Here is a 13,974-nt window from a genome sequence, read left to right as displayed (position 1 = left end):
ATACTTATGATGTGCTCACATATATTGAGCGCAGACGCTCGCACAAGAGCGTAAGCCGCAGATTCTGCAACCGCGGCCAAAATGCCGCAGGCTGCGGCCGGCGGCTTGCCGTCCCTCACAGCTTTAGGCTCGAACGGTAGCCGCGGCATCGCCTGGCCCTAGTTTCTGGCAAGAACCATCCGCTGAAATGCTCTGGAGGGCCTATGGCGTTCTTCGAAAGCATGCTGACGCTGCTATTGGTGGCGATCATCTTCCTGCAATTCTCCAGGAAGTTCCGTGTGCCTTATCCGACCATGCTGGCGATCGCCGGCATCATTGTCGCTGCCTTCCCGTGGGCTCCGGAGGTGGCGATCGATCCCGGGCTGGCGCTGGCGCTTTTCATCGCACCCGTACTTTTCGATGCCGCATACGATTTGCCGCCGAGGACGTTGAAGCGCAACTGGCTGCCGCTCTTTTCGCTTGCCGCAATCGCCGTCATTTTGACGGCCGCGGCCGTCGCCGCCGTCGGCGTCGCAATGGCCGGCCTGCCGCTTGCCGTGGCCGTCGCACTCGGCGCCATTGTCGCGCCACCGGATGCGGTCGCGGCGACCGTCATGCTCGATCGCTTCAATTTGCCGCGTCAGACCTATGTAATCCTCAAGGGCGAGAGCCTGCTCAATGACGCCGTCGCCCTCCTCATCTTCAGCGCCGCAGTGGCGGCCGCCACCAATCCCGCCTTCTTCACCGGCATCCTGGCAGAGTTGACGCTGGCAGCGCCGGGCGGTCTCATCCTCGGCTATCTTCTCGGCCGTCTCTACATGATCGTGGGTCTGAAGCTCGCCGGCACGCTCGGCGGCACACTGCTCGAGTTCGTCGCCACCTTCGGCACATGGATCATCGCCGAGCGACTGCACCTTTCGGCGATCCTGGCGATCGTCGCATATGCCATGGTGATCGCCCGCTACATGCCGGAGCGGCAGACGGCCCGCCACCGCATTCATTCCTATTCGGTTTGGGAAGCCGCGGTGTTCCTGCTTAACGTGCTCGCCTTCCTGCTGATGGGCTTGCAGGTCCGCCAGATCGTCCTCGATCTCGATCCCGGCCGGCTGAATTTTGCAATCGCCCTGGCAACCGCGGTCTTCGTCACCGTCATCGCCGTGCGCCTGGCCTGGGTGCTCGTCTATAACCGCGCCATCACCTTTCTTGCCGAGCGCGGCCTCACGACACAAGCCGCTCCCACATTTGCCGCGAGCCTGCTTGCCGGCTGGTGCGGCATGCGCGGTCTCGTCACGCTGGCAACTGCGCTCGCCCTGCCGATCGACTTCCATGATCGCGATATCATCCTGCTCAGCGCGCTGGCCGTCGTTCTCGGCACGCTCATCGTCCAGGGGCTGACGCTCGGGCCGCTGATCCGCTTCCTGAAATTCGATCCGGACACTTCCCTGAACCGCGATCTCACCAAAGCCCGCGTGGCTTTGATCGACGCGGCGCTTGCCGAGCTTGAAGGCGAGGACAAATCCACCCGAATCCTGCGCGACGTCTACACCTCCGAGCGCGAGATTGCTGCCGACGGAAGACACCCGCGCGAGGTCAGCAGGCTCGACAAACAGCGCCGCAATGTCATCGGTGCGAAACGGCGCAAACTGGCCGCGATGCGCCGCGCCGGCGAGATCGACGACGACGTCTTTCACATGCTGGAACAGGAGCTTGATTGGGCTGAGCTTGCCGTTCTGCCGCCCGGCCGAGATGAGATCGTCGAAAGCTGATGCCGCTCCATGAAGTTCATGGAATCCAGAAAAGCGAATAATTGGCATTTGCTATTTTTCGTCGCTGCCGCTTATATCCCGTTCCATAGCGTTATGATTTTCCATTGTGCATCGCATACCGGCTTTCCCTTCCAACGATTGAGCGCCGGGGAGATCACGGGAGCCCAAGGCTTTCGTTCAAAGTAGCAAGACATGAATAGCATCACTTCATCTTAAGTTCGGTGGCAGTCGATCGGCCGCCGCGATTGGAGGGACCGATATGACTTTCGCGCTTCGACGGATATTGATGCTCGGCTGCATCGCCACGTTCATGCCTCTGGCCGCGATGGCGCAGGGCGCACCGTCCGCCCCGCCTCCCGTCACCGTCTCAAAACCCGTGGTGCGCGATGTCGTCGACAATGACGAGTTCATCGGCCGCTTCCAGCCGGTTGACGAAGTCTCGGTCCGCTCCCGCGTCGGCGGCTACCTGCAGGAAGTTCATTTCGAAGACGGCGCCTTGGTCAAGCAGGGCGACCTGCTCTTCGTCATCGACCAGCGGCCGTTTATAACAGCACTCAACCAAGCGAAGGCGGCGCTCGAAGCATCGCAATCCGCCCTCGTTTTTGCCGATGCGCAGTACAAGCGCGCCCAATCACTCGCGTCAAGCGGCAGCCAGTCCGCGCAGACGCTGGACGACCGCCGCCGCGAGTTCGATTCGGCCGAGGCCAATGTCCGCGGCGCGCAAGCCGCAGCCGACCGCGCGGCCCTCGATTTGGAATATACCGAGATCAAAGCGCCGCTCAGCGGCCGCATCGATCGCCGCCTGATCTCGCCCGGCAACCTGGTGCAGGCCGATCAGACGGTGCTCACCACCATCGTTTCCCTCGATCCGATTGATTTTTATTTCGACGTGGATGAGCGCCGCCTGCTGAATTTCGCCGACACGGCGCGCAAGCAGGGCAAGGACCTACAAATGGGCGGCGGCGGCGTGGATGTTTCCGTCACGATCTCGGACCCGACCGCCAAACCCTTCAAGGGCAAGCTCGATTTCGCCGAGAACCGGGTGGACAACGAGAGCGGCACCATCCGCATCCGCGCCCGTCTCCCAAATCCCGATTTCATCCTCCAGCCTGGCCTCTTCGGCCGTGTTCAGGTCGAAGCCTCCAACACTTACAAGGCCGTTCTCGTCCCCGACGAAGCGATCGGCTCGGACCAGAATGAACGCGTCGTCTATCTCGTCGATGCGCAAGGCAAGGTTTCGACCAAGCCCGTGCGACCCGGACCACGGCTCTATGGCTATCGCGTCATACGCGAGGGTCTCGACGGCAGCGAAACCATCATCGTCAACGGCGTGATACGCGCCCGGCCCGGTTCGACCATCACCCCGCAGATGAGCGAACTGCCGCAGGAGCGGCAGGATACAGCGCCGGAGGCCGCAAACGCGGAGAGCGGACAATGAGGTTCGCGCATTTCTTCGTCGACCGGCCGATTTTTGCCGCCGTCATCTCGATCCTCTTCCTCGTCGTCGGCGGCATCGCCTATACACAGCTGCCGGTCGCCCAATATCCGGAGATCGCGCCGCCCACCATCGTCGTGCGCACCTCCTATCCGGGCGCCGACCCGCAAACCATCGCCGACACCGTTTCGACCCCGCTCGAACAGCAGATCAACGGCGTCGAAGACATGCTTTACATGTCTTCCTATTCCAGCGCCGACGGCGCCATTTCGCTGACGATCACCTTCAAGCTCGGCACCGATCTCGACAAGGTCCAGGTGCTCGTCCAGAACCGCGTTTCCATCGCGCTGCCCCGCCTTCCCGAGGAGGTCCAGCGGCTCGGCGTGACCACCGACAAGAGCTCGCCCGACCTGATGATGGTCGTGCACCTCTTGTCGCCATCACACCGCTATGACCAGCTTTACGTCTCGAACTACGCCCGCAACCGCATCCGTGACGTGCTCGTGCGCCTCGATGGCGTCGGCGACGTGCAGGTCTTCGGCGAACGCCAATATTCGATGCGAATCTGGCTGGATCCGGAAAAACTCTCCGCCTACGGCATGACATCCGACGACGTCGTCTCCGCCTTGAGAGACCAGAACGTCCAGGTCTCGGGCGGCAAGATCGGCGCGCCGCCGGTCACAGGCAGGAACGCCTTCGAATATACGGTGCGCACGGACGGACGCTTCTCCGATGTGCGCGAATTCCGCTATGTCATCGTGAAGTCGACGACATCGGGCCGGCTCGTGCAGTTGCAGGATGTCGCCCGCATCGAGCTTGGCGCGCAGGACTACGTCACCAATAGTTACCTCAACAACGATCCGGCGGTTGCGCTTGGCATTTTCGCCCGGCCGGGAACCAACGCCCTGGATACGGCCCATCAGGTCCAGGCACTCATGAAGGACATCTCCCAGAATTTCCCGGAGGGTCTCGAGTATCGCATCGTCTACGACACGACCGAATTCATCTCAGCCTCGATCAACGAGGTCTATAAAACCATCGTCGAAGCGGCCATCCTGGTGGCGATCGTCGTTCTCGTGTTTCTGCAATCCTGGCGCACCGCGATCATCCCGATCGTCGCCATCCCCGTCTCGCTGATCGGCACCTTCGCGGTGCTTTTGGCCTTCGGCTTTTCGCTCAACATGCTGACACTCTTCGGCCTTGTGCTGGCGATCGGCATCGTCGTCGACGATGCGATCGTCGTGGTGGAAAACGTCGAGCGCAATCTCGCCCGCGGCATGACGCCGAAGCAGGCCTCTCACGTCACAATGGACGAAGTCGGAACCGCGGTTGTCGCGATCTCGCTGGTGCTGATCGCGGTGTTCGTGCCGACGGCCTTCATCCCCGGCATATCAGGCCAGTTCTACAGGCAATTCGCAGTGACGATCGCCGTGACAACTGCGATCTCTGCCTTGAATTCCCTGACGCTTTCGCCGGCCCTCGCAGGCATATTGCTGAAGGCCCACGATCACGAGAGGAAACGCAAGAGCATTGCGTCGCGCCTGGGAACTGGCATTGCAAACGGCTTCAACCGCGGCTTCGACCGGATGAGCTCCGGCTATTCGTGGACCGTCCGGCACCTGGTCAGCAGCTGGGTAGGATTGACCTGCTCGATGGTCGCCTTCGCTGCCCTTCTCGGCGCAACCTGGTACATGACCACCCGCGTTCCCTCGGGTTTCATCCCGACCATGGACCAGGGTTATGCGATCATCGTCGTGCAGCTTCCCGATGGCGCCTCGCTTGCGCGCACCGATGCCGTCGTCAAAAAAGTGGGCGACATCGCCCGCACCGTACCCGGTGTCGGCAACGCCGTGCAATTTGCCGGCTTCAGCGGCGCGACCTTCACCAATGCCTCCAATTCGGGCGTTGTCTTCGTTCCTTTCAAATCCTTTGCCGAACGCGAGGAAGGCGGAGAGAACGCCAACAAGATCATCGGCGAGCTCTTCGGCAAGCTGCAAAGCATCCAGGAAGCCTTCATCATTGCCATCCCGCCGCCGTCCGTGCGCGGCGTCGGCAACTCCGGCGGCTTCAAGATGCAGATTTCCGACCTCGAAAACCCCGACATGACGCGCGTGCTCGGCCTTGCCCGTCAGATGATGGGGGCGGCAGCAACGACCGAAGGGCTCACCGGCGTCTTTACGACGTTCTCCGATGCCAGCCCGCAATATTTCCTCTCGATCGACCGCGACAAGGCGCGCTTCCTGAACGTGCCGATCCCCAATATCTTCAACGCGCTTTCGATCAACCTTGGCGTCGCCTACGTGAACGATTTCAACGCGTTCGGCCGCGTTTACCAGGTTCGCGCCCAGGCCGACCGGCAGTACCGAATGGACAGGGAGGATATTCTCGCCCTGAAGGTGCGCTCGGCGACCGGTGCACTCGTGCCTTTGGGAACGCTGATGGACATCCAGGATTCCAGCGGACCGGCGCTCGTCCAGCGTTACAACATGTATGTCTCGGTGCCGCTTCAGGGCAATCCGACGCCCGGCACCTCGACGGGCGATGCTCTGAAGAAAATGGAGGCATTGGCGGCCAAGATCCTGCCGCCCGGAACGACCTTCGAATGGACGGAACTCGCTTATCAGGAGACTCATACCGGCAACACCGCCGTCTATATCTTCGCCCTATCCGTCATTTTCGTCTTCCTGGCCCTGGCCGCCCAATATGAAAGCTGGGTTCTGCCCCTTGCGATCATTCTCATCGTTCCGCTTGCCGTGCTCGCGGCGCTGATCGGAGTGTCGCTCAGAGGCATGGACAACAACGTCCTGACCCAGATCGGCCTGATCGTCCTGATCGGCCTGGCGGCCAAGAACGCCATTCTGATCGTCGAATTCGCCAGACAGGCGGAAGAGGAAGGCAAGTCGCCGGTGGAGGCCGCCATCGAGGCCAGCCATCTTCGCCTGCGCCCGATTCTGATGACGGCATTCGCCTTCATCTTCGGCGTTCTGCCGCTTGCCATCGCCACCGGCCCCGGCGCCGAAATGCGTCAGTCGCTCGGAACAGCCGTTTTCTCGGGCATGCTCGGCGTGACGCTCTTCGGCCTGTTCCTGACGCCGGTCTTCTACGTCGTCCTGCGCGGCCGGCGCCGCAGCCGCTCGGCGGAAAAGCCGGTCGAAACCGTTCCGAGCGAAAGTGAGACGGTCTGATCACCGTGTGACTTGCGGTGGGACGATGTCAGGTGGAAAACAGATGCACCCGGCTCTGCCAGAACCGAGCGACGGTCAGCCTGCCGCTGCGAAAGGCGCGCGTATCGAGATTGAGCCGCTTCGGGCGAATGTCGGGCTCGTCGCTGGGCGTATGGCCGTGCACGACAAGCTTCGGCAAAGGAACCCTGCTTTCAAGAAAGCGGTGGCGGATAAGGACCAGGTCCTCCTCCGTCTGCGCGGAGAGCGGCAGCATCGGATCGATGCCGGCATGCACGAACAGCACGCTCGGCGTGTCCAGCATGATCGGCAGTGCCCGCATGAAATCGATATGCGTATGCGGCAGCGACTGCCGCAGGAAGGCGTCGAGCTGCGCGCCGGAGGGAAAGACGAGCGGCAGATGCTCCGGATCGAGTCCATAGGATTTAAGCGATTCCGCCGATCCCATCCGCATCCAGTCGTCATAAGGGAGCCAACCGTCGACATAATCGAGCATGGCGATCTCGTGATTGCCGGCAAGGCAGATACGGTCGAAACCATCAGGCGGCGGCTCCATGAGGTGAGTGATGACCTGCGCCGATTCCGGGCCCCGGTCGATATAGTCGCCCAGCGTCACGATCAGCTTTTGCCCGGGCAATCGCGCGCCATCTTGCAGGATCGCCTCCTCGGCTTTCAAAAGCAGATCATAGCGGCCGTGAATGTCGCCGATCGCATAAGTTGGAATCTCGGCGATATCCAGCGTCAGGCGCGGTCTCGGCTGGCGCCCCATTTTCCAAACCTCGCTATGGCGAGCAAGTGCTTCACCCATCATATTCCTCAATTGGATAGCCCGGTTAACCATAAGTAGAGTGCAAGACGAGGCGATCAAGTTGGTGAGAAAATTCGAAGCTTTGGGTTTTTCTGGAAAAACCGTTCTTATCATCCGGAGGAAAATCCCTCACTCCTGTCACCCGTCGAGGAAAGAGTGAGCGATGGGAACAGTATCGCAGTTTCAAGACCGCATCAGGCCGCCGGCACGCCGCATCGAAAACGAAGAGGAGGCGGTAGCCACGGCTCGCAACCTCGCCGACACATTCCGTCAACAGGCAAGCGAGCGCGATATCAACCGCATCCTGCCTTTTGCCGAGCTCGACGCGCTGTCGGTATCGGGGCTGACGGCAATCTCTGTTCCGCCGGAGTATGAAGGGCTTGACGTGCCGAACGCCCTGCTTGCCGAGATCATCGCGATCATTGCCGAGGCCGACGCTTCGATCGGCGAGACCCTGGAAAATCACTTTTCCGTTCTGGAGACGCTCCGCACCCAGGCTGCCGAGGATCTGAAGGCATCGCTGTTTGCCCGTGCGCTGCTCGGCGACCGCTTCGCCGGCGCAACGGTCGCCGACGGCAGCGAGCTGTCGGCCGAGGGACCGGGGTACCGTCTGAGCGGACGGATGCGGCCGGCGGCCGGTATTCTCTATGCCGATTGGATTGCCGCTGCCCTCACGCTCCCGCCCGGCCGCCCTGTGACGCTCTACCTCAGCCGCAACAACGAGGACGTGCAGGTAGTCGATGATTGGGACGGCTTTGGCCAGCGCACCAATGGATCGGCAACGACGATCGCCGGCGCAGTGCATGTCGATGCCGGCACGATTGCGCCGGCCTCCTCATCCGGATATTCGACGGGCATTTCGCTCGGACTGCTGCTTAAGGCGGGCGTAGGCCTCGGCATCGCGCGGGCCGCATGGGCCGACCTGATGACAGCCATTGGCGATCGCACCGTCTCCCCCTCTCAGCTCGGCAAACACGCTGTCGGCATCGAAATCACGGCGGCAGCTCTGGAGCGGGCGGGCCGCAAACTCGATATTGCCCAGGTCAATCCTGTAGAGGCTGCGATGGCGGATGCCTATTTTTCCGCCTCGGCGGCCGCGATCACTGCCAGGGAAACGGCCCTCAGCACCGCAAACGCGCTGTTCGAGCTCGCGGGCGAAGCATCAACCGGCATCGGCCTCAATCTCGACCGCCATTGGCGCAATGCACGCATTCATGCGCTGTCGCTACCGCGCGATCGATTGCTGCGCCGCGCCGGCGACCATATGTCGAGATGAGCCCTGAACGACCAGCACGGCGCCGTAAACCGTATGAAACCGAAGCGTCTCAGCTGGCGGCGGAGATCGGCAATTCGTCCCCGGTGTCTTCAATCCGGCCGCCGGCTGCGACGAATTGATCGAGGGTCATATTGTCCAGAATGGCGGCGATCGCGTCCCGAACATCGGTCATCGAACGCCGCACCTGACAGGTCTCGGGGTCGGCGCAGTCGTCGCAGGCCTCGTAAGCCGTGCGGCTGGCGCAGCGGATCGGCGCCAGCGGACCATCGAGCGTGCGGATAACGTGACCGATGCGGATCTCGGAAGCCGGCCGCGATAGAGAATACCCGCCGCCAGGTCCCTTCTTTGAACGCAGGATACCGACGTTGCGCAGTTCGAGCAGGATCGTGTCGAGAAACTTCTTCGGAATATTGTTGCGCGCCGCGACGTCATTGATGAAGGCGGTCTCGCCCGGCGCCAGACGCGCCAGATCGACCAGTGCCTTCAGGCCGTATTTTCCCTTCTTCGTCAGCATGGTCGTCGCCTTTTGGAAATCGCAATATTTGTCCGCCAATAGCAGGCAAATAACGTCGAAAGCGTGAAGATACAACAAAATAGCTAATATTTATAGCTTGTATCGGCAACGTCCACGGCCGGCCGGCAGTCTTGCGAAGAACAGGCTTGCCGTGCTGCTTTTTGCGACAGCTTCGATCAAATCGTCTTCAGCATGCCGCCATCGACGAAATAGGTCGATCCGATGCAATAGCTCGCCCGCTCCGAACTCAGAAAGACGAAGACGTTCGCCAGTTCCTCCGGCGTGCCGAAGCGTTTGGAGGCAGCGTGTTCATTGGCAACGCTCTGCAGGTACCCTTCCCAGTTTCCGCCGCTTTCGGCGGTAAGCTGCTTGGCGGTCTTGATCCAGTCGGGCGTCAGGATCAGGCCGGCATTGATGCAGTTGACGCGGATATTGTCCTGAATGAGTTCGGTCGAGAGCGTCTTCGAAAACATCATCAGCGCCGATTTGCTGACATTGTAGATCGGTTCGTACCAGAGCGGCTGGACGGCGCAGATAGAGGCATTGTGCAGGATCACCCCGCCGCCGCGTTTCTTCATCTGCGGTGCGATGCCGCGCACAAGCCTGACGGCGGCCATCACATGCAGATCCCAATAGGCCTGCCATTTCTCATCAGGCGCCTCCATGACGGTCTCGTTCGATCCAGTGCCGGCATTGTTGATGAGAATATCGGCGCCGCCCTTTTCGGCAGCCGCCGCGATGATCGCCTCCGTTCCCGCAGCCGTCGCGACGTCGGCGACGACGGCGGTGGCGTCGACGCCGAATTTCTCGGCAATGCGGGCGGCCTCCGCCTCCAGCCGATCGCCGCCGCGCGCCGCCAGCACGAGGTCCACGCCCTCAGCCGCCAGCCCTTCGGCGACCGCCAGCCCGATGCCGACCGACGCACCCGTTATGACGGCGATCTTACCCTTCAATCCCAGATCCATGTCTTCCTCCAGAAGCGCCGGCGATCCCGGCTTGATGGCAGCGAGTGTTCCGCCAATGAATCCGGGCGTCAAGCACCCAAACGCCTCTTGCGGCAGGCTCCGTTCTGTCGCAGCCTGCATCCGCACCGGGAGGAGTTTTCATGCGACGTTATTCAGCCTGTATAGAATGGCTGTTTGCCGAGAACGGCGACAGCTTTCCCGACCGCATCCGCCGCGCCCATGCCGGCGGCTTGAAGGCGGTCGAATTCTGGCGCTGGACCGACAAGGATCTGGATGCCATCGAGGCGGCGCTGAAGGAAACCGGCCTCGCCGTCACCAGCCTCGTCGCCGAGCCGATGATCGCGCTGACCGATGCCGCCAACCGGCAGGCCTGGCTGAAAGGCCTTGCCGATTCCGGCACAGTCGCCAAACGCCTCGGCGCGCCGGTGCTGATCGCCCAGGCCGGCGACGACCTCACCGGCTTCAGCCGTGAAGAACAGCGCCAGGCCCTCACGGAAACACTGAAATCAGGCGCGGATATCCTCAAAGGCAGCGGCGTGCGCCTCGGCGTCGAGCCTCTCAACATCCGTATCGATCATATCGGCTACTTCCTCGATTCGACCGGCGAAGGCCTCGACATCGTAAACGACGTCGCCCGCCCCGAGATCGGCATCGTCTACGACATCTACCATTCCGCGGTGATGGGCGAATGCACCGAAGACGTGCTGAACGGTCGCCTCGACCGTGTTTTCCACGTCCATGTCGCCGATCATCCCGGCCGCAACGAACCGGGCTCCGGCGGCATCGACCTCGCCCATCGCCTCGACTGGATCTTCGCCAACGGCTATGACGGGGCCGTCGGCCTCGAATACCGGCCAACGAGGGCCGGCGCGGACGCGGTCAAAGCCGCAATCGCCTCACTTGGCGGCTAGGAACCGGCGCCTTCTGCGAAGGCCTCAAGCTCCGGGTCGAATTCGACCTCGACGACATTGTTGAAGACGGCGGTCGCCAGCATGATGCCGGCGAAGGCGACGAGATCGACGAGCGCCTTGGTTTCGTAGCGTTCTTTCAGCTTCGCCCAGAGCTCGGCCGGAACCGCATTGGAATCGGTGACAACAGCCTTGCCGAAGGCGGCGAGCAACGCTTCCGCTTCGGAAAGCTCCAGCGCGTCGGGATCGAAGCCCTTGTTGATCAAGGCACGGCGAAAGAAGGTGATGGCGATCTTGGATTTCGCCGCCTTCGAGATCGCAAGCGAAAAAATCCAGATCTCGCGGTCGCTGGTGACAGGATCAAGCTCGGCCCGCAGCGTGAACCATTCGGCATAGATGCGATGGGCGACCGGCGAATGGAGGAGCGTCCGCTTCATGTTGGTCATGCGCCCGCGCAGCCTGATTTCTTCATCATGCGCCGCGCGAACTTCTGGCGAAGCGGTGTCGTAATCGATCTGCGGGAGATGACTCATCGGCTCCGCTCTTTCTGCTGTATCAAGGTAAATCCGCTTGGCCGTCGCGGTACTCCCGCCTAGACTGACCCGATCAAGGCAGAGGCTAGGCATGAGCGGCGACCACGAGCATTCTCACATCGACTGGCGCGAACACGGCGTCAAGGTCATTCCCGGCAATTCGCTCGACCCGAACACCGCGCAGACCTCGGGGATGAACCGCGCGACCGCGATCAACCATGCGCGTGCCGGCGCCGAGAAAATCTGGGCGGGCACGGTGACGATCCATGCCAATGCGAAAACCGGCGCCCATCATCACGGCGATCTCGAAAGCATCATCTACGTCGTCAAGGGCAAGGCCCGCATGCGCTGGGGAGAGCATCTGGAATATACCGCCGAGGCCGGCCCCGGCGATTTCATCTACGTCCCGCCCTTCGTGCCGCACCAGGAGATCAACGCCAGCCGCGACGAGACGCTGGAATGCGTGCTCGTCCGCTCAGGCCAGGAACCGGTCGTGGTCAATCTGGATATCGAACCGGTCGAAAAGCCGGAAGACGTCGCTTGGATCGATCCCATCCACCGCTGACGCCGCTCAGGCGTGAACGGCGCCGGCGCTGTTCACCGCCGGGTTTTCGATGATCCGGCCGCTATCGGCGGCATAGAGGTGGATCGCATTGTGATCGATCGCGATGCCGATCGGATCCCCCGATTTCACCGTCACCGCCTCGGTCAGCGCCACGGCAAAGGGCAGCCCGTCGAAATCGGCATGAACCACGCGGCTTGCGCCGAGTTCTTCGATGAAATCGGCCGTCGCGACCAATGCGCCGGGTGCATCCGGCGCCACCAGCCGGGCGGCCTCGGCGCGCATGCCGAGCACGACGCGTTTGCCTTTCAGCGGCGCGGCGCGTTCGCGCGGCAGCGCAATCTTGCGGCTCTGGTCGTAGACGAAGACGCCTTCATCGTTGATCGTGCCTTCGAGCAGGTTCATCGCCGGCGTGCCGACGAAACCGGCGACGAAGCGCGAAACCGGATGATGATAGACCTCTTCCGGCGTGCCGACCTGTTCCACCCTGCCGCCGTTCATCACCACCAGCCGGTCGGCCAGCGTCATTGCCTCGGTCTGGTCATGCGTGACGAAGATCGAGGTGGCGCCGAGGCGCCGGTGCAGGCGGCGGATTTCGGCACGCATCGCGATGCGCAGCTTGGCGTCGAGGTTCGACAGCGGCTCGTCGAAGAGGAACACCTTCGGTTCGCGGATCATCGCACGGCCCATGGCGACGCGCTGGCGCTGGCCGCCGGACAACGCCGCCGGGCGGCGATCGAGGAACGGCTCGAGGCTGAGCGCCTTGGCGACCTCGGCGATGCGCCGGCTACGCTCAGCCTTCGAGACACCTGCCACTTTCAAGGCATAGCCGATATTCTCGGCGACCGTCATATGCGGATAGAGCGCGTAGTTCTGGAACACCATGGCGCAGCCGCGCTCGCGCGGCTCGAGCTGGTTGACGACGCGGCCGTCGATGGCGATTTCGCCGCCGCTGATTTCCTCGAGGCCGGCGATCATGCGCAGCAGCGTGGACTTGCCGCAGCCGGAGGGGCCGAGGATGACGATGAATTCGCCGGACTGTATCTCCAGGTCGACGCCGTGAACGACGGGATGCTTGCCGTAGCTCTTCTTCACATCACGGATTGAGATCGGTGCCACAGGACTGTTCCTTCACTTCTCGGTGGAGATAAGGCCGCGCACGAACCAACGCTGCATCAGGATGACGAGCAGCAGCGGCGGCGACATGATGATCAGGGTTCCGGCCATGGCGACGTTCCAGTCGGGCAGGCCGAATTCGGACGGGATGAGGGTCTTGAGCTGCGTCACCGCAATGCCGAAATTCGGATCGGTGGTGACGAGCAGCGGCCAGAGATACTGGTTCCAGGCCCAGACGAACATGATGGTGAACAGCGCGATCATGTTCGACCGCGACAGCGGCAGCAATATATCGACGAAGAAGCGGACGGCGCCTGCCCCGTCCATCTTCGTGGCCTCGGCGAGCTCGTCGGGGACGGTCAGGTAGAACTGGCGATAGAGGAAGGTCCCGGTCGCGGTGGCGACGAGCGGCGCCACCAGGCCGGTGTAAGAATTCAGCAAGCCCCATTCGAGCTTGATCTGGATGCCGGACACCCAGGCGACAAGTGCGGTAATTCCCGTGACGTCGAGGATCGCCTGAAACGGCGCCAGCGCATTGGCCGCGATCGAATAGGTCGGCACGATGCGGACTTCGAGCGGCAGCATCAGCGTGATGAAGATGATCCAGAAGATCAGATGCCGGCCGCGGAAGCGGAAATAGACGATCGAGAAGGCCGCCATCGCAGAAAGGATGACCTTGCCGGTGGCGACCGACGTGGCGAAGATGATGCTATGGATCAGCTTGTTGCCGAGATCGGCGCGAATCCAAGCTTCTTTTGCGTTTTCCCAAAAATGTGAGCTCGGCATCAGCGGCAACGGCACACGATTGACCGTTTCCAGATCGAGCGTCGATGCGATGATGACGATGACGAAAGGCAGAAGCGCGATCACCATGCCGAGCGCCAGAAGCGTATAGCAGACGAAGTTGAATATCGGCGTGCGTTCGATCAT

General features: G+C 62.0%; 12 protein-coding genes. 6 read left to right on the top strand and 6 right to left on the bottom strand.

The genetic code is table 11. The features are described 5' to 3' along the window. Nucleotides 1-203 precede the first annotated feature (203 nt). From QWJ46_RS00295 to QWJ46_RS00285, 3 genes are all read left to right on the top strand, one after another. Nucleotides 204-1,745, top strand: coding sequence for a sodium:proton antiporter (locus QWJ46_RS00295; protein WP_302748484.1), 1,542 nt, complete (start codon nt 204-206; stop codon nt 1,743-1,745). Between the two features lie 259 nt (nt 1,746-2,004). Beyond that, nucleotides 2,005-3,183 (top strand): efflux RND transporter periplasmic adaptor subunit, encoded by a 1,179-nt coding sequence (locus QWJ46_RS00290; RefSeq protein WP_302748482.1) that lies wholly within the window; start codon nt 2,005-2,007, stop codon nt 3,181-3,183. Continuing rightward, a complete protein-coding gene (locus QWJ46_RS00285) occupies nt 3,180-6,365 on the top strand; it encodes an efflux RND transporter permease subunit (protein WP_302748480.1) in 3,186 nt (1,061 codons plus the stop codon). The genes QWJ46_RS00290 and QWJ46_RS00285 overlap by 4 nt, the downstream gene beginning before the upstream one ends. Before the next feature lie 28 nt (nt 6,366-6,393). Here the strand turns inward: QWJ46_RS00285 and QWJ46_RS00280 are convergent, their stop codons facing one another. Continuing rightward, nucleotides 6,394-7,170 (bottom strand): metallophosphoesterase family protein, encoded by a 777-nt coding sequence (locus QWJ46_RS00280; RefSeq protein ID WP_302748479.1) that lies wholly within the window; start codon nt 7,168-7,170, stop codon nt 6,394-6,396. A 163-nt stretch (nt 7,171-7,333) separates the two neighbouring features. Between QWJ46_RS00280 and QWJ46_RS00275 the strand changes: the two genes are divergently transcribed. Further along, complete coding sequence (locus tag QWJ46_RS00275) at nt 7,334-8,446, top strand: acyl-CoA dehydrogenase family protein (protein ID WP_302748477.1); 1,113 nt, start codon at nt 7,334-7,336, stop codon at nt 8,444-8,446. Nucleotides 8,447-8,495: 49 nt separating this feature from the next. On the opposite strand, the gene QWJ46_RS00270 is transcribed toward QWJ46_RS00275, so the two are convergent. Together QWJ46_RS00270 and QWJ46_RS00265 are read right to left on the bottom strand one after the other, a co-directional pair. Further along, entirely contained in the window at nt 8,496-8,960 is a 465-nt protein-coding gene (locus tag QWJ46_RS00270) for an Rrf2 family transcriptional regulator (RefSeq protein WP_085780172.1), read from the bottom strand. Nucleotides 8,961-9,136: 176 nt separating this feature from the next. Further along, a complete protein-coding gene (locus tag QWJ46_RS00265; protein ID WP_302748475.1) occupies nt 9,137-9,925 on the bottom strand; it encodes an SDR family NAD(P)-dependent oxidoreductase in 789 nt (262 codons plus the stop codon). 140 nt (nt 9,926-10,065) lie between these two features. Here QWJ46_RS00265 and QWJ46_RS00260 point away from each other — a divergent pair, with 140 nt between their 5' ends. Further along, nucleotides 10,066-10,836: a TIM barrel protein gene (locus tag QWJ46_RS00260; protein WP_302748473.1), complete on the top strand. Its 771-nt coding sequence runs from the start codon at nt 10,066-10,068 to the stop codon at nt 10,834-10,836. Here QWJ46_RS00260 and QWJ46_RS00255 read toward each other — a convergent pair. After that, complete coding sequence (locus tag QWJ46_RS00255) at nt 10,833-11,366, bottom strand: hypothetical protein (protein ID WP_302748471.1); 534 nt, start codon at nt 11,364-11,366, stop codon at nt 10,833-10,835. The two genes, QWJ46_RS00260 and QWJ46_RS00255, sit on opposite strands and share 4 nt — an antisense overlap. A gap of 91 nt (nt 11,367-11,457) precedes the next feature. Here QWJ46_RS00255 and QWJ46_RS00250 point away from each other — a divergent pair, with 91 nt between their 5' ends. Beyond that, the gene (locus tag QWJ46_RS00250) at nt 11,458-11,931 is read left to right on the top strand and encodes a cupin domain-containing protein (protein ID WP_302748469.1); all 474 of its coding nucleotides are present in this window, start codon (nt 11,458-11,460) and stop codon (nt 11,929-11,931) included. A 6-nt stretch (nt 11,932-11,937) separates the two neighbouring features. Here QWJ46_RS00250 and QWJ46_RS00245 read toward each other — a convergent pair whose 3' ends face one another. After that, entirely contained in the window at nt 11,938-13,047 is a 1,110-nt protein-coding gene (locus tag QWJ46_RS00245; protein WP_302748467.1) for a sn-glycerol-3-phosphate import ATP-binding protein UgpC, read from the bottom strand. A 12-nt stretch (nt 13,048-13,059) separates the two neighbouring features. Next, nucleotides 13,060-13,974 carry an ABC transporter permease subunit gene (locus QWJ46_RS00240; protein WP_184453608.1) on the bottom strand — a complete coding sequence of 305 codons (915 nt, stop codon included), beginning with the start codon at nt 13,972-13,974 and terminating at the stop codon, nt 13,060-13,062.

The sequence above is a fragment of the Rhizobium sp. CBN3 genome (genome assembly GCF_030518245.1).
GTDB lineage: Bacteria > Pseudomonadota > Alphaproteobacteria > Rhizobiales > Rhizobiaceae > Rhizobium > Rhizobium aethiopicum_A.
The sequence above is the reverse complement of the archived record's forward strand: the minus strand, read 5'-3'. Positions and strand labels throughout refer to the sequence as shown.

What these genes read in the sequence shown, in the direction of transcription:
- QWJ46_RS00250 (WP_302748469.1), top strand. Translation starts at nt 11,458, where the DNA reads ATGAGCGGCGACCACGAGCATTCTCACATCGACTGGCGCGAACACGGC.
- QWJ46_RS00240 (WP_184453608.1), bottom strand. Translation starts at nt 13,974, where the DNA reads ATGATCGAACGCACGCCGATATTCAACTTCGTCTGCTATACGCTTCTG.
- QWJ46_RS00270 (WP_085780172.1), bottom strand. Translation starts at nt 8,960, where the DNA reads ATGCTGACGAAGAAGGGAAAATACGGCCTGAAGGCACTGGTCGATCTG.
- QWJ46_RS00275 (WP_302748477.1), top strand. Translation starts at nt 7,334, where the DNA reads ATGGGAACAGTATCGCAGTTTCAAGACCGCATCAGGCCGCCGGCACGC.
- QWJ46_RS00255 (WP_302748471.1), bottom strand. Translation starts at nt 11,366, where the DNA reads ATGAGTCATCTCCCGCAGATCGATTACGACACCGCTTCGCCAGAAGTT.
- QWJ46_RS00280 (WP_302748479.1), bottom strand. Translation starts at nt 7,170, where the DNA reads ATGGGTGAAGCACTTGCTCGCCATAGCGAGGTTTGGAAAATGGGGCGC.
- QWJ46_RS00285 (WP_302748480.1), top strand. Translation starts at nt 3,180, where the DNA reads ATGAGGTTCGCGCATTTCTTCGTCGACCGGCCGATTTTTGCCGCCGTC.
- QWJ46_RS00295 (WP_302748484.1), top strand. Translation starts at nt 204, where the DNA reads ATGGCGTTCTTCGAAAGCATGCTGACGCTGCTATTGGTGGCGATCATC.
- QWJ46_RS00265 (WP_302748475.1), bottom strand. Translation starts at nt 9,925, where the DNA reads ATGGATCTGGGATTGAAGGGTAAGATCGCCGTCATAACGGGTGCGTCG.
- QWJ46_RS00290 (WP_302748482.1), top strand. Translation starts at nt 2,005, where the DNA reads ATGACTTTCGCGCTTCGACGGATATTGATGCTCGGCTGCATCGCCACG.
- QWJ46_RS00260 (WP_302748473.1), top strand. Translation starts at nt 10,066, where the DNA reads ATGCGACGTTATTCAGCCTGTATAGAATGGCTGTTTGCCGAGAACGGC.